This is a genomic window from Deltaproteobacteria bacterium HGW-Deltaproteobacteria-18, from assembly GCA_002841885.1.
GTDB lineage: Bacteria > Desulfobacterota > Desulfovibrionia > Desulfovibrionales > Desulfomicrobiaceae > Desulfomicrobium.
Genome location: PHBE01000002.1, coordinates 290,623 through 310,644, shown reverse-complemented (window position 1 = coordinate 310,644; position 20,022 = coordinate 290,623). Strand labels below are relative to the sequence as shown.

The 20,022-nt window shown below is 59.2% G+C and carries 15 protein-coding genes and 1 pseudogene; 10 read left to right on the top strand and 6 right to left on the bottom strand.

All coding sequences use genetic code 11. The annotated features are described in order from the left end of the window. Nucleotides 1-2 precede the first annotated feature (2 nt). Nucleotides 3-776 (top strand): nitrate ABC transporter ATP-binding protein, encoded by a 774-nt coding sequence (locus CVU60_02825; GenBank protein ID PKN43307.1) that lies wholly within the window; start codon nt 3-5, stop codon nt 774-776. A gap of 487 nt (nt 777-1,263) precedes the next feature. Here the strand turns inward: CVU60_02825 and CVU60_02820 are convergent, their stop codons facing one another. Together CVU60_02820 and CVU60_02815 are read right to left on the bottom strand one after the other, a co-directional pair. Continuing rightward, nucleotides 1,264-2,040 (bottom strand): 3-hydroxyacyl-ACP dehydratase, encoded by a 777-nt coding sequence (locus CVU60_02820; protein PKN43306.1) that lies wholly within the window; start codon nt 2,038-2,040, stop codon nt 1,264-1,266. Further along, nucleotides 2,037-3,314: a 3-hydroxyacyl-ACP dehydratase gene (locus CVU60_02815; protein ID PKN43305.1), complete on the bottom strand. Its 1,278-nt coding sequence runs from the start codon at nt 3,312-3,314 to the stop codon at nt 2,037-2,039. Before CVU60_02815 ends, CVU60_02820 begins: the two co-directional genes overlap by 4 nt. 29 nt (nt 3,315-3,343) lie before the next feature. On the opposite strand from CVU60_02815, the gene CVU60_02810 reads away from it, so the two are divergent. From CVU60_02810 to CVU60_02795, 4 genes and pseudogenes are all read left to right on the top strand, one after another. Further along, nucleotides 3,344-3,571, top strand: coding sequence for a hypothetical protein (locus CVU60_02810; GenBank protein ID PKN43304.1), 228 nt, complete (start codon nt 3,344-3,346; stop codon nt 3,569-3,571). Nucleotides 3,572-3,574: 3 nt separating this feature from the next. Then, nucleotides 3,575-4,109: pseudogene (locus CVU60_02805) on the top strand (HPP family protein). 79 nt (nt 4,110-4,188) lie between these two features. Beyond that, nucleotides 4,189-5,370 carry an MBL fold hydrolase gene (locus CVU60_02800; protein ID PKN43303.1) on the top strand — a complete coding sequence of 394 codons (1,182 nt, stop codon included), beginning with the start codon at nt 4,189-4,191 and terminating at the stop codon, nt 5,368-5,370. Nucleotides 5,371-5,436: 66 nt separating this feature from the next. Beyond that, nucleotides 5,437-7,098 carry a hydroxylamine reductase gene (locus CVU60_02795; protein PKN43302.1) on the top strand — a complete coding sequence of 554 codons (1,662 nt, stop codon included), beginning with the start codon at nt 5,437-5,439 and terminating at the stop codon, nt 7,096-7,098. Nucleotides 7,099-7,194: 96 nt separating this feature from the next. Here CVU60_02795 and CVU60_02790 read toward each other — a convergent pair whose 3' ends face one another. Both CVU60_02790 and CVU60_02785 read right to left on the bottom strand, forming a co-directional pair. Continuing rightward, nucleotides 7,195-7,680 carry a chemotaxis protein CheW gene (locus tag CVU60_02790; protein ID PKN43301.1) on the bottom strand — a complete coding sequence of 162 codons (486 nt, stop codon included), beginning with the start codon at nt 7,678-7,680 and terminating at the stop codon, nt 7,195-7,197. Between the two features lie 20 nt (nt 7,681-7,700). Beyond that, nucleotides 7,701-9,728, bottom strand: a complete 2,028-nt coding sequence (locus tag CVU60_02785; protein ID PKN43300.1) for a chemotaxis protein — start codon at nt 9,726-9,728, stop codon at nt 7,701-7,703. 752 nt (nt 9,729-10,480) lie between these two features. Between CVU60_02785 and CVU60_02780 the strand changes: the two genes are divergently transcribed. Further along, complete coding sequence (locus CVU60_02780; protein ID PKN43299.1) at nt 10,481-11,395, top strand: hypothetical protein; 915 nt, start codon at nt 10,481-10,483, stop codon at nt 11,393-11,395. A 10-nt stretch (nt 11,396-11,405) separates the two neighbouring features. On the opposite strand, the gene CVU60_02775 is transcribed toward CVU60_02780, so the two are convergent. Next, complete coding sequence (locus CVU60_02775) at nt 11,406-11,723, bottom strand: hypothetical protein (GenBank protein ID PKN43298.1); 318 nt, start codon at nt 11,721-11,723, stop codon at nt 11,406-11,408. Nucleotides 11,724-11,756: 33 nt separating this feature from the next. On the opposite strand from CVU60_02775, the gene CVU60_02770 reads away from it, so the two are divergent. The 4 genes from CVU60_02770 to CVU60_02755 all read left to right on the top strand — a co-directional run bounded on the left by CVU60_02770 (nt 11,757) and on the right by CVU60_02755 (nt 18,907). Next, nucleotides 11,757-12,719: a hypothetical protein gene (locus CVU60_02770; protein PKN43297.1), complete on the top strand. Its 963-nt coding sequence runs from the start codon at nt 11,757-11,759 to the stop codon at nt 12,717-12,719. A 227-nt stretch (nt 12,720-12,946) separates the two neighbouring features. After that, a complete protein-coding gene (locus CVU60_02765) occupies nt 12,947-14,116 on the top strand; it encodes a hypothetical protein (protein PKN43296.1) in 1,170 nt (389 codons plus the stop codon). A gap of 20 nt (nt 14,117-14,136) precedes the next feature. Next, nucleotides 14,137-17,307, top strand: coding sequence for an AcrB/AcrD/AcrF family protein (locus CVU60_02760; protein ID PKN43295.1), 3,171 nt, complete (start codon nt 14,137-14,139; stop codon nt 17,305-17,307). 4 nt (nt 17,308-17,311) lie between these two features. Beyond that, nucleotides 17,312-18,907: a transporter gene (locus CVU60_02755; protein ID PKN43294.1), complete on the top strand. Its 1,596-nt coding sequence runs from the start codon at nt 17,312-17,314 to the stop codon at nt 18,905-18,907. 107 nt (nt 18,908-19,014) lie between these two features. Here CVU60_02755 and CVU60_02750 read toward each other — a convergent pair whose 3' ends face one another. Then, complete coding sequence (locus CVU60_02750) at nt 19,015-19,986, bottom strand: hypothetical protein (protein PKN43293.1); 972 nt, start codon at nt 19,984-19,986, stop codon at nt 19,015-19,017. Nucleotides 19,987-20,022: the final 36 nt, after the last annotated feature.

The window sequence follows — 20,022 nt, the reverse complement described above, 5'->3', positions numbered from 1 at the left end:
TGATGAACCATATTGTGCATGTCCGCGAAGTGAGCAAATCCTTCTTAACCGAACGCGGACTGGCTATTGCCGCACTTGAAAAGGCAAGCCTGCAGATTGGCCGTGGCGAGTTCGTGTGCATTGTCGGGCCATCGGGATGCGGCAAATCTACATTGCTGCGGATCATTTCCGGCCTGGAGCGGGCCGACGGCGGACAGACCACTTACAATGATCGCCCGCTGGACCGTCCTCACCGGGATGTGGGCATGGTTTTTCAGGAATATTCGGTTTTACCCTGGCGCACCGTGCGCGACAATGTTTGCCTGGGGCTTGAGTTCCTGCAGGAAAAAAAGGCGGCGCGGATCGAAATTGCCATGCATTATCTCGGCCTGGTGGGGATGACCCGGTTTGCCGAAGCCTTTCCCTACGAACTGTCAGGGGGCATGCGGCAGCGGGTGGCCATTGCGCGGGCCCTGGCCACGGACCCGCAGGTCCTGCTCATGGACGAACCCTTTGGCGCTCTTGACGCGCACACGCGCATCCTCATGCAAAAAGAGCTGCTGCGCATCTGGCGGGAGACGAGGAAGACGGTGATCCTGGTCACCCACAGCGTGGACGAGGCCGTATATTTGGCCGACCGCATCGTGGTCATGACGGCCCGGCCGGGCAGAATCCGTGAAGTGATCGATGTCGGGCTTGAACATCCGCGGGACCGCAGCAATCCCGAGTACGCCCGAATGACGGCACGAATACTTGATATGCTGGAAGAGGAAGTGGTCGCGGCTGGAGAATTCTAGTCCCTTTCCCTCGCATCTGTCAGAAAACCTTTGCTGTCCGGCCACTCCCCAAGCCATCCCTTTTCGTCAGGCTTCTCCAAAAAGCCTCATTGGGCCGTTTTTTTGGCCCATATCCAAGAAAAAAAGGCTCATCCGGTTAAAGCGTACGTGCTCGTTGAAAATTCATTGTGCACCCCTGAACTTTGGGTCAAAAACGCTGCCAAACATGCCTCATCATCGTCATCGCGAGGCGTCTTCGCCGTGGCGATCCATGCTTTGTCCGCCTTCACCGGTTCAAGAACTGGATTGCTTCGTCGAAGACTCCCACGCAGAGCCTGGCTTCTCGCAATGACGGACTTCGAACGAGTTTTCGTAGAGTTGGGCGGTCCCACCCGGAGTGAATCGGTAGTGAATCATAAGGCGATGGACGCTTTAACCGGATGAACCGAAAAAAACCGGAGCCATTGCCTGGCCCCGGTCGGTCATGATGATCGTTTTGCAGATCCGGTCAGTCTGAATCCAATGTTTCGGCCCACAGCGCCGCGCCCAGAGCCCCGGTCATGTCCGGTTCTTCCGGGATGAACAGGGTTTCGCCTATGACGGCGCCGGCCTGTTCGGAGAGCAGCTGGCGCATGCACGGGTTGTGGGCCACGCCGCCGACAAAGATGAGCGGCAGGGTGAGGCCCACGCGGCTCAGCATGTTGGCCGTGCGCCGGGCGATGGAGAGGTGCAGGCCAAGGGCGATGTTCTCGGGGCGCACGCCCTGGGCCATGAGGGATGTGGCCTCGGTCTCGGCGAAGACCGTGCACATGGAGTTGATGATGGGAGGTTTGTCGCCGCCGAGGGCATAGGCTCCGAATTCCTGGACCGGGATCTGGAAGATCTGGGCCGTGTATTCCAGGAATTTCCCCGTCCCCGCCGCACAGCGATCATTCATTTCGAACTTGCCGACCCGGCCGCTGGGCAAAAGGGACAGGGCCTTGGTGTCCTGGCCGCCGATGTCGAGCACGGTCCGGCCCTGGGGGAACAGATGGTGCGCGCCCAGCCCGTGGGCCTTTATTTCGGTGATGGTCTCGACCGGAAAGTTCAGGTCCAGGTCCTGCACCAGCTTGCGGCCGTAGCCCGTGGCCACGGCCCGCCTGGCATGAAGGCCGTCAAGGAGCGCCAGCAGCTGCGCCACCGGGTTGAAGGTGGTGGGAGCCTGCCGCTTTTCCACCACCTTGCCCTGAGCCATGGCCACGATTTCAATAGAACGGGAGCCGATGTCGATGCCCAGGACCGTCATTTCACGGTTTCCAGGAAGGCCTCGACGCGGGTCTTGAGCTGTTCCACGTCTTCCATGGAATAATCCGTCTCCAAAGACATGCTCGGGATGCTGGCCGCAGTCAGCCGCTTTTCCACCTTGATGCCTTCATGGGCGTAGGGCTGGCAGAACATGAGGGCGTACTGGATGACCCCGTCGACTTTGAGGTCCGAGGCCATGGCTTCGACGTTTTCCAGACGCTCGTCATTGGGCGTGAAACAGGCGCAGTCGATTTTCATGTAGCGGTCGGCCAGGGCGTCGAGCATTTCCTCCAGGGTCCCGGCGGACTCATCGACCAGATCGCGGGTGTTGCGGGTGCCGATGCACGATTCCTCGCCGACGATGACCGCTCCGGAGCTTTCGATGACGTAGGGCAGTTTCCAGTTGGGCACGGCCATGGGACAGCCCGAGAGCATGAGCCGGGGGGCGTCCTTGGGTGCCACGCCTTCTCCGGCCTTGATGCGCTCTTCGAGCTGGTCGCACAGGGTGTTTATGGATGCGGTGAAGCGGACCGGATCATCGTAGAAGCTGACCTGGTTGATGAGCAGCACATCGCGGCCGGAGATGGGCGCGGGCACGCTCGCGCGCAGCCTGTTCAGGCGCTGTAGGGCGCGGCGGCGGGCGTTGACGGTCTTGATGGCTTCGGCCAGTTTTTCGGCGGTGACTTTCTTGCCGGTCAGATCCTCAAGTTTGGCCATGTAGCGCAGCATTTCCTCTTTCCACAGGGCGCGGGCGGCAGGGGACTTGGTCTGGGGCACTTCCATGACGTACATGGGCGCGTGCTCGGCAAAGGCCTCGTAGGCCTTTTTCTTGCCGTCACAGGTGGTTTCCCCGACGATCAGGTCGCAGGACTCGGTGTAGGGACACAGCCTGGCCAGCTTGAACCCGATGAAGGACTTGATCAGCGCGCAGGTGTTGCGCGGCACCAGGGTTTCGGCCGCTTCCTTGCCCGAGTCGGCTCCGGCGCACAGGCCGACCTGCACGGCGTCCAGGGCCAGGGCCAGTTCCTCGGGCACGAAAACGCAGAACGTCCCGATGATCTTGCGTCCCTGGGCCTTGGCGTCCTGCAGTTCCTTGATGCGCAGCCCGTGCACTTCCGAGAGAACAAAATCGAGATACTCCATCCCTTTGAGCCGACCCTGCTGGCTCATGTAGATGTCGCCGTAAAATTTGCCGAGTACGCCCAAAAGCCCGTCATGGGCCGCGATATCCAGATTCAGATTTTCCCACATTTCACGATAAGCTTCCTGCGTCATCATTACCTCCGGAAGAATAATTTTCCCTTATGTGCTGGAAACGCGGGGGGGATGCAAATCGGGATAGTGGATGGATGTGTTACCAACTGATCGAAAATAATGATATGATGTCTTTGTTTCAGGCAATCTTCCGGGATAGACATTGCTTGAACACAGGATTGGATTCCATCAAAAGCCTGCCCATCTGCGACCATGAGGGGCGTCCCGTCGGCATCGTGACCAGGACCGACCTTGTCGGCGCCATGTGCGGGAGGTAGGCCATGGAATATTTCAGGAAAATGCGCGGTACGACGCAAAGCCCGCCCCGGGTGTCCGTCTCGGAGGTGCTATGGTCCTGGGTCGGCGCGGTGATCGGCATCGCCCTTGTGGGGCTCGTTCACGCGCGGTTGGTCGACCAGGCCGGACAGGCCTTGCTCATCGGATCTTTCGGGGCAACGGCGGTGCTGGTTTACGGGGCTGTCCGCAGTCCTCTGGCCAAACCGAGAAATGTGCTCGGCGGACATGTTCTTTCCGCTTTGATTGGTGTATGCGCACACTAGGTTCTCGGCGCGACGCCTTGGCTGGCCGCCGCGATGGCCGTGGCCACGGCCATCGCGGCCATGCACCTGGCCAGGACCCTGTACCCGCCTGGCGGAGCCACGGCGCTGATCGCGGTCATCGGCGGAGATTCGGTGCACAGCCTTGTACATGTACGCCCTGGTTCCGGCGGGGCTGGGGGCGGTGCTTCTGCTTCTGGTGGCCCTGGTGGTCAACAACATCCCCAAGGGCAGGCGTTATCCGGAATTTTGGTTCTAACGCGGACGAGCCATGACTCGATGGCTTGAAGCTTCAGGTTGCAAGCGCTGCAACACAACAACAGGAAAAGGACTCTGCGATGCATACGAAAAAAATTACTGACGGTGTTTTCTGGATGGGCGCCGTGGATTGGGACAGGCGGCTTTTTGATTCCCTGGTTCCGCTCCCCGATGGGACAACCTATAACGCCTACCTCGTGGAAGGCAGCGAGAAGACCGCGCTCATCGATGCCGTTGATCCGGACATGGTCGATGTCCTGCTCGGGCATCTGGAGGGCGTGGAAAAGCTCGACTATGTCATTTCCCAGCATGCCGAGCAGGATCATTCCGGGACCATCGCCCTGGTGCTGGACCTCTACCCGGAAGCCAAGGTCGTCACCAACGCCAAGGCCAAGTCCATGCTCATGGACCTTTTGCTCATCCCCGAGGAGAAATTCATCGTTGTCGGCGATGGCGAAACCCTCTCCCTTGGCGACAAGACGCTGACCTTCATTCTCACGCCCTGGGTGCACTGGCCGGAAACCATGTCCACCTATCTGGCCGAAGACAAGATTCTGTTCAGTTGCGATTTTTTCGGCTCGCACATCGCAACCAGCGACCTCTTCGTGCGTGACCAGGGCCGGGTGCATGAAGCAGCCAAACGGTATTTCGGGGAGATCATGATGCCTTATCGGAGCATCATCGCCAAAAACCTGGAAAAACTGAGTCCCCATGACATCCGCATGATCGCCCCCAGCCACGGCCAGATCTACGACAGTCCCGGCTGGATCGTTGACGCCTACAGGGACTGGGTTTCGGGCGCGGCGCACAATCTGGTGGCCTTTGCCTTTGTCTCCATGCACGGCAGCACGCGGCTCATGGTCGACCATCTGACGGCGGCCCTGTCCGAACGCGAGGTGCGGGTGGAGCTCTTCAACCTGGCAGTGACCGATATCGGCAAGCTGGCCATGTCCCTGGTCGATGCTGGCACCATAGTGCTCGGAACTCCCACGGTGCTTGCCGGGCCGCACCCTCTGGCCGCCTACGCCGCGTTCCTGGCCAACGCCTTGCGGCCCAAGGCCAGATATCTGTCCATAATCGGCTCATACGGGTGGGGCGGCAAGACCGTGGAAACCTTGGCCGGCATGATACCCAACCTGAAGGTCGAGGTGCTTGAGCCTGTGCTGTGCAAGGGTTTGCCCAAGGACGACACATTCGGCGCCTTGGACCGCCTGGCGGACGCCATTGCCGCCAGACATCGGGAGAGTGGCTTTCAAGATTGATTTTTGTGATTGGTTTGAGGGGTGCGTTGTCGCACGACCAGAAACGGTGATTCAAAGGAGGTCATTATGTTTTGCTTCCAGTGTCAGGAAACGGCCAAGAATACGGGCTGCACGGTCAAGGGCATGTGCGGCAAACCGGAAGAAACCGCCAATCTGCAGGATCTGCTCATTTTCGTGTTGCGCGGCATTGCCGTTTATGGCGAAAGGCTCAAGGAACTGGGCCAGGCGGACCGCTCCAATGACGATTTCGTACTGCAGGCGCTTTTCGCCACCATCACCAACGCCAACTGGGACGACTCCCGGTTCGTGGCTTTGATCCAGGACGCCCTGGCTCGGCGCGACAAGCTGAAAAATGCATTCCTGGCCGCGTACAAGGCCAGACACGGCCAGGACTTCGCCGATCCGCTGCCCGAAGCCGCGACCTGGAAAGGAGACTCTGCCGGTTTTGCCGAAAAGGCCAGGAGCGTGGGCATCCTGGCCACGGAAAACGAGGACGTGCGCTCCCTGCGCGAGCTGCTGATCATCGGCCTCAAAGGCATTGCCGCCTATGCCGAACATGCGGCGGTGCTGGGCTTTCGCAAGTCCGAGATCGATGATTTCATGCTCGAAGCCCTGGCCTCCACCACCAAGAACCTGTCCGTGGACGAGATGGTCGCCCTGGTCCTGAAGGCCGGGAACATGGCGGTGACCACCATGGCCCTCCTGGACGAGGCCAACACCACGACCTACGGCAATCCCGAGATCACCACGGTCAACATCGGCGTGGGCAAGAACCCAGGCATTCTGATCAGCGGCCATGACTTGAAGGACATGGAAGAGCTCCTGAAGCAGACCGAGGGCATGGGCGTGGACGTCTACACCCACGGCGAGATGCTCCCGGCCAACTACTATCCGGCCTTCAAGAAGTTCAGCCACTTCATCGGCAACTACGGCGGCTCCTGGTGGGAGCAGAACACCGAATTCGAATCCTTTAACGGCCCCATTCTGCTGACCACCAACTGCCTGGTGCCGCTCAAGAAAGACAACACCTATCTCGATCGGCTCTATACCACTGGCGTGGTCGGTTACGAAGGCGCAACGCACATCCCCGAGCGTCCGGAGGGCGGAGCCAAGAACTTTTCGGCCATGATCGCCCAGGCCAGGAAGTGCCCGCCGCCCACGGAGATCGAGACCGGCACCATCGTCGGCGGCTTTGCGCACCATCAGGTCCTGGCCCTGGCCGACAAGGTGGTTGAAGCCGTGAAATCCGGGGCCATCAAACGGTTCGTGGTCATGGCCGGTTGCGACGGACGGCAGAAGTCGCGCGGCTATTACACCGAGGTGGCCCAGAATCTGCCGAAGGATACCATCATCCTGACGGCGGGTTGCGCCAAGTTTCGCTATAACAAGCTGGACCTGGGCGACATCGGCGGTATCCCGCGCGTGCTCGATGCCGGACAATGCAACGATTCTTATTCCCTGGCCGTCATCGCGCTGAAGCTCAAAGAGGTTTTCGGCCTCGACGACATCAACGACCTGCCCGTGTCCTACGACATTGCCTGGTACGAGCAGAAGGCCGTGGCCGTGCTGCTGGCCCTCCTGGCCCTGGGCGTGAAGGGCATCCGTCTCGGGCCCACACTGCCGGGCTTTCTGTCACCTGCCGTTGCCAACGTGCTGGTGGAGAACTTCGACATCAAGCCCATCGGCACGGTGCAGGACGACATCGCCGCCATGATGGCCGGGAAGTAGGTCAAAACTTCGTTCCGTTGAGATAAAAAAGCCCCCGCCTGGAATTTTCCCGGCGGGGGTTTTGCATCTGATGCACCCGGTTTCCGGACGCCTCTGTCAGGAATCGGCGTCTTCGCTTTCAAGCACGCGCGCCAGTTCCTCCTGGGAGAAGACCTTGCCGATGTCGAGGATCATGATGAACGCCTCGTTCTGCTTGCCCATGCCCCGGATGAAGTCCGCCCTGACGGACGTGCCCATGCGCGGCGGCGGGTTGATCTGGTCGTTTGTCATTTCAAAGACTTCACGCACGGAATCGACTATCGCGCCCATATGGCTGTTTTCGCCCTCGACTTCCACGTCCACGATGATGATGCAGGTGTTCACCGTGTCCTCGGTCGTTGGCATGTCGAATTTGATGCGCAGATCGACCACGGGCACGGCGTGGCCTCGCAGGTTGATGACACCGCGCATGAAGGGCGGGGTCTTGGGGATGCGGGTCACCGGCACGAGTTCGATGACCTCGCGCACACAGCCCGTCTCCAGGGCAAAGACCTCCTCGCCAAGGGCGAAGGTAAGGTACTGCAGGGTGGTGTTGTCACTCATGAGTCGTTCCAATTCGTTGGTTAGAATCTTTCGAATTCGTCGTCTTCGTCGTCGCGCCCCATATCAAGGGCCAGGCCGGACGACCCTTTCTTGGCGGGCAGGGACTTTGGCGCCCTGCGGACAGGGCTGCCTCTGTGAATCGACTGGCGGGTGACGCGGGCCGTGGTCGCGCCCAGATGAAAGTAGGAGATGGACGACTGCAGCTGTTCGGCCTGGCTGGACAGTTCCTCGGAGGTGGAAGCCATTTCCTCAGAGGCGGAGGCGTTCTGCTGGATGATCTGATCAAGCTGCTGCAGAGCCTTGTTTATCTGCTCCGCGCCCGCGTTCTGTTCGTTCGATGCGGCGGAGATTTCCTGCACCAGTTCTGCCGTGCGCTGGATATCCGGAACCAGCTTGGTCAACATCTGGCCGGCCTGGTCGGCCACGCTCACGGTGGAGGAGGAGAGTTCGCTTATTTCGGCCGCAGCTGTGCCGCTGCGTTCGGCCAGCTTGCGCACTTCGGCTGCGACCACCGCAAAGCCTTTGCCGTGCTCGCCTGCGCGGGCAGCCTCGATGGCGGCGTTGAGGGCCAGCAGGTTGGTCTGGCGTGCGATCTCTTCGACGATGGAGATCTTCTCGGCGATGTTCTTCATGGCGCCTACGGCCTGGTTCACGGCCTTGCCCCCGGCCTCTGCGTCCTTGGCGGCCTTGAGCGCGATCTTTTCGGTCTGGCTGGCGTTTTCGGAATTCTGGCGGATGTTGGTGCCCATCTCTTCCATGCTCGATGATACCTCTTCAACGGAGGCCGCCTGCTCGGTGGCACCCTGGGAGAGTTGCTCGGAGGAAGCGCTCAGTTCCTCGGAGCCCGAGGCCACGTTGTCCGATGCCGACTGCACCTCGCCGACGATCTCGCGCAGTTTCGCGACCATGTCGCGCAGGGCCTGGGCCAGGATGCCCAGTTCGTCCTTCTGGTGCACGTCCACTTCGGCGGTCAGGTCTCCTTGGGCGATCTTCTTGGCGAAATCCACGCCTTTGTACACTGGTCCGGTGATGGATCTGGTCAGGACGATACCCAGGGTCAGAGCGATGATGACGCCCAGTACAACGCCGACGCTGGTCACGGTTATGGCCTGTGTCGCCGCTTGCCCGGCAGCGGTGGCGGCCTGCGCGCTGTTGCGGGTGGTCAGGTCCACGGCCTGGAGCATGGTTTGATCGAGCTTCGCCTGGTCCGCCCTTGATTCAACCATCAGCAGCTGGCCCATTCCCTGGAAGGTTTCTTGAGCCTCCTGAGCCTGGCCGCGCATATCGCCGAAATGCTTGAACACTTCCGTCGCGATTGGCAGAAGCTTTTTGTAAAGATCCAGTGCCTCTTCGTTTCGCCCTGCGGCAGCAAGCTCCTTGATCTTGGCGATGGTCTGATGGAACGACTGGTGCACGGGATACACGGTTTCCAGGGTGCTTTTCATTTTAGTATTCGTGGTTGCCAGCCCTCCAGCCCACTGACCGTAATTGCAGGCATGATGATCCGTTCCTCCATCGAAATGTTCACCGGTGGCCAGAAGTCTCCCGACATTGGTCATGAGGCTGTAGTGGTCGCCGCGAAATTGCTGAAGTCTGCCCATGAGTTCATCGGGCTTCATGATGTCAAGCAGGACGAGATGGCCGTTGAGGCCGAGAACCTTGTTGTTGGTTGTGTCCAGATTGGAAATGCTGGACTGGATGTCCCGCCACAAAACCGTCTCTTCCTCGCTGTGCGGCAAGGCGGCATAGGACTCCGCAGACTTGCGGTATTCTTCGCGCACAATGTTTATCTGTGCCGGAATCTCCTTGCGGTCCTGGACGGTCAGTTCCGTGCTGAGCAGGCTGCGCAGGTTCGTTGTCAGATCCGCGATACCTCCCTTGACGCGCAACAGGAGTTCTACCGACGGGAGGGACTTTGTTCCCATGGACTCGATTTCCCCGGACAGGTCACGCATGGTCAGTATGCTGACCAGACCTATGACAAGGGCGATGAGGGCAGTAAGGGTGAATCCGCCGATGAGTTTGGTGCCGAGTTTGATGTTTTTCACAGGGATCTCCGCGATGGTGTAGTGAGAAAAGTGTAAATTTGAACTTCATTGTCATATACTATTGAATATTGCAATGTGTCTGACATGTTATGCATTTTTGTTTTTATGAGAATTTAGTTATTAAAATATGATGTAGTATTTATGAAAAAATGTCATACATTTTTTATGAATATATTTATTTATAAAAAAAAATATTATTGCTGATTTATAATTTTATTTTAAATATATGATTTTATAACTATTTATATTTTATATGAATAAATATATCATTTTTAAATTTCAAACTATTTTTAAATTTTGTTTATAAAAATAAAAAAGAATTGTTTTTGTCGGTTTTGTATGAATGAACTGGTGTCTATCTATTTTTTTTGCTTGACGATATCGCGCAAATCTCACGTGGTTTTTTAACCGTCTGAAATAAAATGTTTTTATCCTGCTGCCAAAGTGCCCTCCGTACCCGTGCCTCATGGCGATGTACAGAAAGATGTTGAGATCGAATCGAAGCGCCATGCGGTAAAGACCTGCATGTGCTGCTGTCCGGGAAGATGGCCGCGGTCGACGATTCACGGCGATTCCGAGGCGGTGTCTGATATGGGGAGGGAAAACGCGTCGTTTTCGGAAAATCAGGACTGGAACTGTGATGGCGAATCCTGCTAGGGATGTGTCATGTCAAAGGTTGTGACGTCTGTCGGGTCCGATCGGGATGTACTGCCTGTTTCGATGATTTCAGACTGCAAGAGGACTATTCAGCCATGAAGCGAACAACCGCGTTTCTTGTAGCGACACTTGTAATCGCATTGTTCAATCCCTGGTCCGCATGGGCGTTGCGTTCTTTCGTACTTTCACCGGAGTCTGCCCTTTACGGCACCATACGTCACGTGCAGGTGGAGGAGAAGGACACGTTGCTCGATATCGCGCGAGAGTTCGGCCTCGGGTACAATCACGTCGTGGCCGCGAATCCCGGGGTGGATCCCTGGGTGCCCGCAGAGGGGAGTATCGTGCGATTGCCACTGGCCATCGTGCTGCCCAGGGAGCGCCTGGTCCAGGGCATTGTCGTCAATCTGGCCGAAATGCAGCTCTACTACTTTTTTTCCGACGGCGGGCACGACTATTTCATCACCGCGCCCACCGGGATCGGAAGGGAAGGGTACCTGACCGAGCTTGGCACCTACACCGTCAAGAGCAAGACCGCCAACCCGACCTGGATCGTGCCGGAGTCCATCCGCCAGGAGGACCCGAGCCTGCCCGCCTCCGTGCCGCCGGGGCCGGACAACCCGCTTGGCGACTATGCCTTCCGCCTTTCGCACCGGGCCTACGCCATCCACGGCACGAACAAACCCTGGGGCATCGGCCGGCGAGTCAGCCACGGCTGCATCCGCCTTTATCCCGAGGACGTCGGCGCGCTTTATCCCATGGTGCCGGTAGGTACCAAGGTGAAAGTCATCTACGAGCCGGTCAAGTACGGGTGGGCGGACGGCAGGTTCTGGGTGCAGGCTTTCGAGGATTTTGAGAACAGGGGCGAGAATCCTCTCATGAAGATCATGGAGGAGCTTCTTTACCACGAAGCAACCATAGGCCCCCTCGACATCGACCGTCAGGCCCTTGAAAAGATCCTGCAGGAAAAGAGCGGGGTGCCCATGGTTGTCGCGCGGCCCAAGGAACAATAACCGTGCCCGGCTATTTCTTGAGGGACTTGTCGAAGATGCGCTCAGCCTTTTCGGCCGCTGCCTCGGCGCGTGCGGCGGCCATTTCGGCCTTGGTCGCGGACTGTTCCGCACTGGCGGCCGCGCTTTCAAGGCGCACGCCCATTGCCTCAAGCCTGTCGCCCACGGCTTCGGCCCTGGCGGCTGAAATCCTGGCTTCCTCGGCGGACAGCCTTGCGCTTTCCAGGAGAGCGCGGTCCTCTTTGCTCAAGGTTGCGCATCCGGCAAGACCAAGGGCTGCGGCCAGACAAACGGCCACGGACAGATTTCGATACGTTTTTTTCGCGAACATCTTTTCATCCTCCTTGTTTTGGGCCAGATTCAAATGAGACGATTATGTAATATAATACAGCGTATGCATTTTCCAAGTCAAACGATTGTATTTTTAATCCTGACTGTTGCAGTCATGAATTTTCTTGCCGCTCATGCGTGGTCCGCATCGCAGCGGTGCCTGGTTGTGGACAAGGCCAGGCGCGAGATGGTCCTTTTCAAGGATGGACGAAAGATTGCCGCCTACCCTGTTTCGCTTGGCGTCGATCCCGTCTCGGACAAGCGCAGGGCCCATGATTTTGCCACTCCCGAGGGGCAGTATTTCATATCATACATAAAGGATCCCAGCCAGTACCATCGCACCCTGGGTATTTCGTATCCGAATCAAGCCGATGCCGAGAAGGCTCTGACAGGCGGCATCATATCCGAGGCCGAATATGCGAAAATACTGGATGCCGTCCGCCGTTCGCGGCCGGGGCCATGCGGCACGGGCCTTGGATGCGGCATCGCCATCCATGGCGGCGGGGTGCTCCGGCGGTTCGGCGAGAGTATGGAGCGGGACTGGACCGAAGGCTGCGTTGCGCTGGACAATGGAGACATGGACAGGCTTTTCGCCTTCTGTCGCCCAGGGGACGCAGTGCTCATCTTCAACAGCGCCACGAATCTTTTCGGACTGACGCGGCCTTTCAGCCGCGCAACGGCCCTCGATGCCCGTGGCCTTCCGCTGTGCCCGCAAGGTGTCTGCGCTTATGAGGCTCGGTTTGCGACATCTCTGGGGCGCGTAGTGGTGCGTCTGACGGAAGGGACATTCTGGTCTGTGCAGGCCTTTGTGCATGCGCCGGGAGATTCAGGTGAAATCCTGCTGAGCCTGTCCGACCGCAATGCCGATGGGCAAATGTCCTTCCTGGACAGCGTGGGCGGCCCTCTCACCCTCGGGCGTTCTCCCGAGGAGGTCTACTCCATGGTCCGGCAGGCGGTGATCGAGGCTCTCGCAAGCGGGTCCTATCAGGTACCTTGACGCCTGTATGTTGAGAAGTCCCTGCCCGTCGTGTCGAGACGTGGGTAATAATCGAAAGTGATTGGCATTTTGTATGATGAGATGTTTCTTTTGTTTTATTTTTTTAGTATCCGTCCCGCAGGATGCTCAAGGGCGGTCGTGATGATGCATCGTGAGCAGGATCTTTGGAGGCGGATAGATATGGAACCACTTTCGCGCAGCTGCAAAAACAAGGAAATGGTGTTGGCATGAGCAGGAATTACTGGATTTCAGAACACCGCGGAGGTGTCATCTCCGGCGCTGCCTTTTTGGCTGTATTGGCATTTTTCCTTTTGGCCGCGTGCGACAGCGCACCGGAGCGGCAAGCTGAAGTGGAGGAGCCCCGGCCAGTGAAGATGCTGACCGTCGGTGCGGCTTCGCAAGCCGCGCAACGCTCGTTTCCGGGCAGCGTTCGGGCGGCCAGGCGGGCGGAGCTGGCCTTCCAGGTGTCCGGGACGCTCACCCAGCTTCCAGCAGGGGAAGGGCAGGAGGTCAAGGAAGGGCAGGTTCTGGCCCAGCTGGACCAGCGCGACTTCGAGAACAGCCTGCGTAACGCCCAGGGGCAGCTTGGCAATGTGCGCGCCGCTCTGCAGGGCGCCAGGAGCGAGTACGAGCGGATTCTACGGATCAGAAAGCAAGATCCCGGTGCGACCAGCGAGAGCATGGTCGTCAAGAGGCGCGAGGCCATGGACCGGGCCCTGGCCGAGATGGAGTCCGTCCAGGCCGCAGTGGACGCAGCCCGGGACAAGCTTGGCTACACGACCCTGCGTGCGCCTTTTTCCGGCATTGTCTCCAAGCGGCATGTGGAAAATTTTCAGGAGGTGCAGGCCAAGGAACCCATCGTCAGTCTGGACGACATCTCGGCGCTGGAAATTTTGGTCGATCTGCCGGAGAGCGTCGTCGCTCGCATAAACGAGCCATCCGGCAGAACCGGCAATGAGGCTCCGGTGATGGCTGAATTCGCCGCGCTGCCCGGCAAGAAATATTCGCTTGTCGTCAAGGAATTCTCCACCCGCGCCGATCCGAAAACTCAAACCTTTCAGGTCGTCTTCGAGATGAAGAAACCAGAGGACGTTTCAATCCTGCCTGGCATGACCGCCATGATCGTCGGCACGTCGCCGGAGGGAGTCAACGGTGACGGCCGGTTCGTCATCCCGGCCATGGCCGTTTTTGCTGACGAGCGGGGCGTGGCCCATGTCTGGGTGGTCGATCCGGCCACGATGGCGGTGCAGCGCCGCGAGGTCGTCACGGGCGAGGTGGCCGGGGATGCGGGCATCCGCATAACCGGGGGACTCAAGGCCGGAGAGATCGTGGCGGTGAGCGGGGCCAGCCAGTTGCGGGACGGGATGCGGGTCAAGCCCTTTGATGGAACCTTCTGAGACCGGCCGGGAGAACGATGATGAATATCGCGGAGTGGAGCATACGTAAGAGCGTCATCAGCTGGGTGATGACCGTCCTTTTTCTCGTGGTCGGATGGTACTCCTTCAACAACCTGAGCAGGCTGGAAGATCCCGAGTTCACCATCAAGGAGGCGGTCATCATCACCCCGTATCCGGGGGCCTCGGCGGACCAGGTGGGGGAAGAGGTCACCAACGTGATCGAGAAGGCCTGCCAGGAGATGGGACAACTGGAACGGGTCGAATCGCGGTCCTCGCGGGATCTGTCCATCGTGCAGGTCACGATGAAGGATAATTTCGACAAGGCCAGCCTGCCGCAGGTCTGGGACGAGCTGCGGCGCAAGGTCTCCGACGCCCAGCGCAACCTCCCTCCCGGGGCCGGGCCGTCCATAGTCAACGACGATTTCGGGGACGTTTACGGCGTGTTCCTGGCCATCACCGGCGAGGGCTACACGCCGCGCGAGATTTACGAGTACGCGAAATTCCTGCAGCGCGAGCTCCTGAAGGCCCAGGATGTCAAGCGGATCAACCTCTACGGCGTGCAGAAGGAAGCCATCTTTATCGAGATGCGCCGCGAAAAGATGTCCCAGTTCGGCGTCGCTCCGTCCGATATAGCTGCCGCTCTGAAGGCCAAGAACATTCCGGCCAGCGGGGGACATCTGCCGCTGGGGGCCGAATATATCCCCATCAGCCCCACGGGCGAATTCGAGTCCGAACAGGACATCGGCGGGCTGCTCATCAAGGGCATGGGTTCGGACAGTACGGTCTACCTGCGTGACGTGGCCGACATCAAACGTGACTATATCGCTCCGCCGGATACGATCCTGCGCTACGACGGCAAGCCCGCCATCGGCTTGGCCGTTTCCACCGTTCTGGGCGGCAACGTGGTCGACATGGGCGCATCCCTGGATCAGCGTTTTCACGAGCTTGAATCCATGCGCCCCGTGGGCATGGAACTGCACGTCATCTCCCACCAGAGCCAGGCCGTGACCGAGGCCATCAACGGATTTCTGGTTAACCTACTGGAGGCCGTGGCGATCGTTGTCGTGGTTCTGCTCATTTTCATGGGGTTGCGCAGCGGACTCATCATCGGGGCGGTCCTGGTGATCACCATCATGGCGACGTTCATTGTCATGGATATGGGAGACATCACCTTGGAGCGGATCTCGCTCGGTGCGCTGGTCATTGCGCTTGGCATGCTGGTGGACAACGCCATCGTGGTCACGGACGGAATGAAGGAGAAAATGAACCGGGGGGTGGACGCCTTGACGTCAGCCCGAGACGTCGTGGGCCAGGTGGGGGTGCCTCTGCTGGGCGCGACTTTCGTGGCTGTTGCCGCCTTTGCCGCCATCGGCACATCCCAAGACAGCACGGGCGAATATTGCCGTTCACTCTTTTATGTCATTCTCATTTCCCTGCTCATGAGCTGGGTCACGGCCGTGAACACCACCCCACTCTTTTGCAAGGCATTTCTGAAGGTCCGGCCGCAAAACGCGGACGGATCAAGCAGCTCTCCCGACTCCTACGGCGGGGGATTTTATGGCGCGTATCGCGTCTTTTTGACCTGGTGCATCCGCTGGCGCTGGATCACGGTGGCGGTCGTGGTCGCCATGTTCATCGCGTCCCTGGTCGGTTTTGGCCTGCTTAAGAACAGTTTTTTTCCGGATTCGACCAGGGCCCAGTTCTTCGTGGATTTCTGGTTCGCCGAGGGCACGGACATCCGCGAGACCCAGCGACAACTGGAGCGAGCCGAAGCGGATATCGGCAAGCGCGAGGGCGTGTCCCACATAACGACCATGATCGGGGGAGGGCAGGTCCGTTTCCTGCTGACCTATCCGACGGAGAAGAGTTACGACGCCTTCGGCCAGATTCTTGTGGACGTTGACGATTACAAACGCATCCCGGACCTGACCCGGGAGATACAGCGGGATCTCGACCGCATGTTCCCCCAGGCCCAAATCAGCGTGCGGCTCTTTGTGCTCGGCCCGTCCGTGGGCGGCAAGATCCAGCTACGCCTGTACGGTCCCGACTCAACGGTCTTGAGGGAATTGGCGGCCAAGGCGGAACAGGTGCTGCTGGATGACCCCCATGCCAAGTCCGTGCGCAACGAGTGGCGGCAGAAGGTCAAGGTCATGCGGCCCCAGATGGCCGAGGCCCCGGCGCTGAGGGCCGGCATCGAGAGACCGCAGATCGCCATGGCTTTTGAGTCTGTTTTCGAGGGAACCCGGGTGGGGGTTTTCAAGGAGCGTGACGAGCTGCTCCCGATCATCACGCGCGCTCCGGAAGAGGAACGCAAAGACCTGGACAGCATGCAGGGCATCCCGATCTGGAGTCCGGCCGCGCAATCCATGATTCCCATCGGCCAGGTGCTTGAGGGCATAACGGTGGAGTTCGAGGACGCCTACATGTGGCGCCGGGACCGGTTCAAGATGCTGCGCATTCATGCCGATCCCAGCGAAGGCTTGCCGAGCGAGCTGATGAAGCGCGTGAAGCCCAGGATCGAGCAGGTCCTGAATGTGGACGTGGCGCAGGTGCTCGGAAAAAAACTCGCGTCCGGAGAGGACCCCTTCTCAGAGGACTACGACGCCTCGACCCTCAAGGTTGGCTACTCCGATAAATGGCCCATAAAGGACATGCCCGGCTATTACATGGCCTGGGGTGGTGAATCCGAAGACTCGGCCAAGGCCAATGCGCGTCTATCGAGCACCATTCCGGTGTTTTTCGGGCTCATGATCCTTATCGTCATCGTGCTCTTCAACTCCATCAAGAAGACCCTGGTCATCTGGTTCACGGTACCCCTGTCCGTCATCGGCGTGACCGCAGGCCTGCTTCTTTTCGACCAGCCCTTCGGGTTCATGTCTCTTTTGGGACTGATGAGCCTTTCGGGCATGTTGATCAAGAACGCCATTGTTCTGATCGATCAGATCGATTTGGAAACCGGGAGCGGCAAGTCGCCTTTCAGGGCCGTTATCGATTCCGGGGTCAGCCGGCTCATTCCCGTGTCCATGGCCGCCCTGACCACGATCCTTGGCATGCTGCCCCTGGTGCAGGACGCCTTTTTTGTGTCCATGGCGGTGACCATCATGTTCGGTCTGGGTTTTGCGACGGTGCTGACGCTGATCGTCGTGCCCGTGCTGTATGCGATCTTTTTCAACGTGAAGAGCGAGGAGTAGCGCCATGCAGGATATCAGGCTGACGACGGGCGGCAGGACGCTCCGGTTTGCGACTCTCGGTTTTGTCCTTTTTTTCATGTCCGGCTGTGCCGTGGGACCGGATTACGTGCGTCCCCAGGCTCCACAGATGCAGGAGTGGCTGGACCAGGGGGGCGCAGGCGTAAATGACGGCCCGGCCGAGCTTGCGGACTGGTGGAAGCGGCTGAACGATCCCGTGCTGGACCGGCTGGTGGAGCTGGTCGGGGAGCGTAACCCGACCCTGCACGTTGCAGCGCTGCGCATCCTGGAAGCCCGGGCCCGGCTTGGCATCGCCACCGGGAATCAATTCCCGCAGCTGCAGCAGCTCAAGGGCAATGTCTCAGATACGGGTTTAAGTAGACACAATGCCAACACCTCCCCGGCCATCGACAGATACTATGCCACAGCTTCCGTAGCGCTGGACGCGGCCTGGGAGCTGGATTTCTGGGGCAAGTTCCGGCGCGCGGTGGAGTCCGGGGCATGGAGCGTTGATGCGGCCTCGGCCGGGTATGATGACCTGCTGGTAACGCTCACGGCGGAGGTGGCCAGGGTCTACGTGAGCCTGCGCACCCTGGAACAGAGGCTGGGAATTGCGCATGAAAACGTGGCGGTGCAGGAGCGCTCCCTGCAGATCGCAAAGGTGCTGCACGAGGGCGGGGACGTGACCGAACTCGACGTGACCCAGGCCGGGGCACTGCTGGCTGGGACGCAGGCCTCCATCCCGCGTCTTGAGGCGCAACTGCGGCAGGCCAAGAACGGGCTCTCTGCCCTGCTCGGGATGTTGCCCGGTGAAGCGGATCGGCTGCTTGGCGGACCGGGTCCCATCCCGCAGGTACCGTCTGACGTGGCTGTGGGGGTACCCGCGGAACTGTTGCGGCGGCGTCCGGACATCCGCGCCGCCGAGGCGCAAATGGCCGCCCAGTGCGCCTTGATCGGCGTGGCTCGGGCAGATCTCTACCCTCGCTTTTCGCTTTTCGGCACCATCGGCCTCTCCGCCAGCAACGCAGCCCTGACCTTTGCCGGGTATCCGGGCGGGAGCAGTCTGGGCGACCTCTGGAGCGGGGAGAGTCTGCAGTATTCTGGAGGTATGGGCTTTGGCTGGGACGTCTTCAATTACGGACGCATCAGCAATAATGTCCGGGTGCAGGACGCCCGTTTTCAGCAACTTGTGGAGCAGTACAAGAACACAGTGCTTACCGCCGCTCGGGAAACCGAGGACGCGCTGTCCGCTTTTTCGCGCTCGCAGGAGGAAGTGGCGTTCTTGGAGCAGGGGGTGGCCTCTGCCAAACGCTCGGTGGAGATATCCATGATCCAATACCGCGAGGGTCTGGCCGATTTTCAGCGCGTTCTGGATACGCAGCGTTCCAAGGTCCAGGCCCAGGACCAGCTGACCGCCACGCAGGGTTCGGTGCTCATCAACCTCATCGCCACCTACAAGGCTCTTGGCGGCGGCTGGGAAGCCCGGTCCGGCAAGAATTTTCTGCCGCAGGAGATCCTGCGGGAGATGAGCGGACGCACGGACTGGGGCGCGTTGCTTGAAACTCCCGTTTCAGATGCGGCAGGTGGCGACTTGGCGGAATAGGGCGGTTTTTGTTGAGGCAGGAAGTTGTGGCGCAGGGCGATTCAGGTCGATGAAGTCTAGGCGCATCAAGCCCGAAGACGCGGCGGCGTGAGCCCGCATGGGATGGCCTATTCCCTGAAGACATCCTCCAGGGTTCTGGCATCGAGGATGCGTTCCGCCCAGAGATCGAGCTGCTCGGCGCTGGCGGTGCGCAGGCGTTCCTGCATGCGGATGTCCAGAATGTCCTTTCCGAAACGCTTGCTGAGCTGACGCTGCAGCATGGCGTGGCGGCCCAGAACTTCCCCTTCCAGCTTGCCTTCCATACGCCCTTCCTTGCGCAGTCGTTCAGCCAGAGTCATGATCGTGTCCTCCTTGCTCGCATCCAGTTGCAGGGTTGCGATATTGTGCATGACGTTCCTGTCGATGTCCATGGTCTGGAACATGTAGGTCGCGATGACCTCGATCCAGCGCATGGAGGTTTCGCTGTTGTCGAGTTTGCCAAGCAAACCGAAAATTTCCAATACATGTCCAACCGTCCTTGGATTGTTTTTGGCCCGAAAGCACGCAAGCATCAGGCGCAGGGTGATGGCTCCTTTGATCTTTTCATCAGATGCGGGTGAGAAGTCATAAAACGCGAGGTCGAAGTGTGGCACGTAAGCATTGTAATCCATGGTCGGAAGGTCGATCAGGTCGGCTAGTCTTGATGCCTTCTGACTGTTTTTGCCGTGATAGACGACGATGGGAATGATAAGCGGCAGAGTCTTGGCTTGTTTGTTCTGCTTGCGGTGCAAGTCCCAGATTTCGACCATGTACCGAAGAACTTGCAGCGCTACGAAATGATCGGGTCGGCTTTTGTGTTCGAACAGGAAATAGACGAACGCTGCTGTGTCGCCTTTCAGAAAGACTGTGTAGAGCAGGTCCGAATAGTGCTCCCGTTGTCCGGGATCCACAAAGGTATCCTTGGCAATGGTCAGGGTCTCGAGCCGCAGGTTAGCGGTCAAGTCCGTCGGTAGATAGTGGAGCAGGAAGTCGGCGGCCACATCCCTGTGGCTCATGGCGTACCTGAACAGGTTGTCGTGAATGTTGTTGACCGGTTTCATGCCGGACGCAGTACGTCAGCCTTTTGCCGGGAACAA

Bases quoted from the DNA above. Each gene is read 5' to 3' on its own strand.
- CVU60_02825 (PKN43307.1), top strand. From the start codon at position 3: ATGAACCATATTGTGCATGTCCGCGAAGTGAGCAAATCCTTCTTAACC.
- CVU60_02820 (PKN43306.1), bottom strand. From the start codon at position 2,040: ATGACGGTCCTGGGCATCGACATCGGCTCCCGTTCTATTGAAATCGTG.
- CVU60_02815 (PKN43305.1), bottom strand. From the start codon at position 3,314: ATGACGCAGGAAGCTTATCGTGAAATGTGGGAAAATCTGAATCTGGAT.
- CVU60_02810 (PKN43304.1), top strand. From the start codon at position 3,344: ATGTGCTGGAAACGCGGGGGGGATGCAAATCGGGATAGTGGATGGATG.
- CVU60_02800 (PKN43303.1), top strand. From the start codon at position 4,189: ATGCATACGAAAAAAATTACTGACGGTGTTTTCTGGATGGGCGCCGTG.
- CVU60_02795 (PKN43302.1), top strand. From the start codon at position 5,437: ATGTTTTGCTTCCAGTGTCAGGAAACGGCCAAGAATACGGGCTGCACG.
- CVU60_02790 (PKN43301.1), bottom strand. From the start codon at position 7,680: ATGAGTGACAACACCACCCTGCAGTACCTTACCTTCGCCCTTGGCGAG.
- CVU60_02780 (PKN43299.1), top strand. From the start codon at position 10,481: ATGAAGCGAACAACCGCGTTTCTTGTAGCGACACTTGTAATCGCATTG.
- CVU60_02775 (PKN43298.1), bottom strand. From the start codon at position 11,723: ATGTTCGCGAAAAAAACGTATCGAAATCTGTCCGTGGCCGTTTGTCTG.
- CVU60_02770 (PKN43297.1), top strand. From the start codon at position 11,757: ATGAGACGATTATGTAATATAATACAGCGTATGCATTTTCCAAGTCAA.
- CVU60_02765 (PKN43296.1), top strand. From the start codon at position 12,947: ATGAGCAGGAATTACTGGATTTCAGAACACCGCGGAGGTGTCATCTCC.
- CVU60_02760 (PKN43295.1), top strand. From the start codon at position 14,137: ATGAATATCGCGGAGTGGAGCATACGTAAGAGCGTCATCAGCTGGGTG.
- CVU60_02755 (PKN43294.1), top strand. From the start codon at position 17,312: ATGCAGGATATCAGGCTGACGACGGGCGGCAGGACGCTCCGGTTTGCG.
- CVU60_02750 (PKN43293.1), bottom strand. From the start codon at position 19,986: ATGAAACCGGTCAACAACATTCACGACAACCTGTTCAGGTACGCCATG.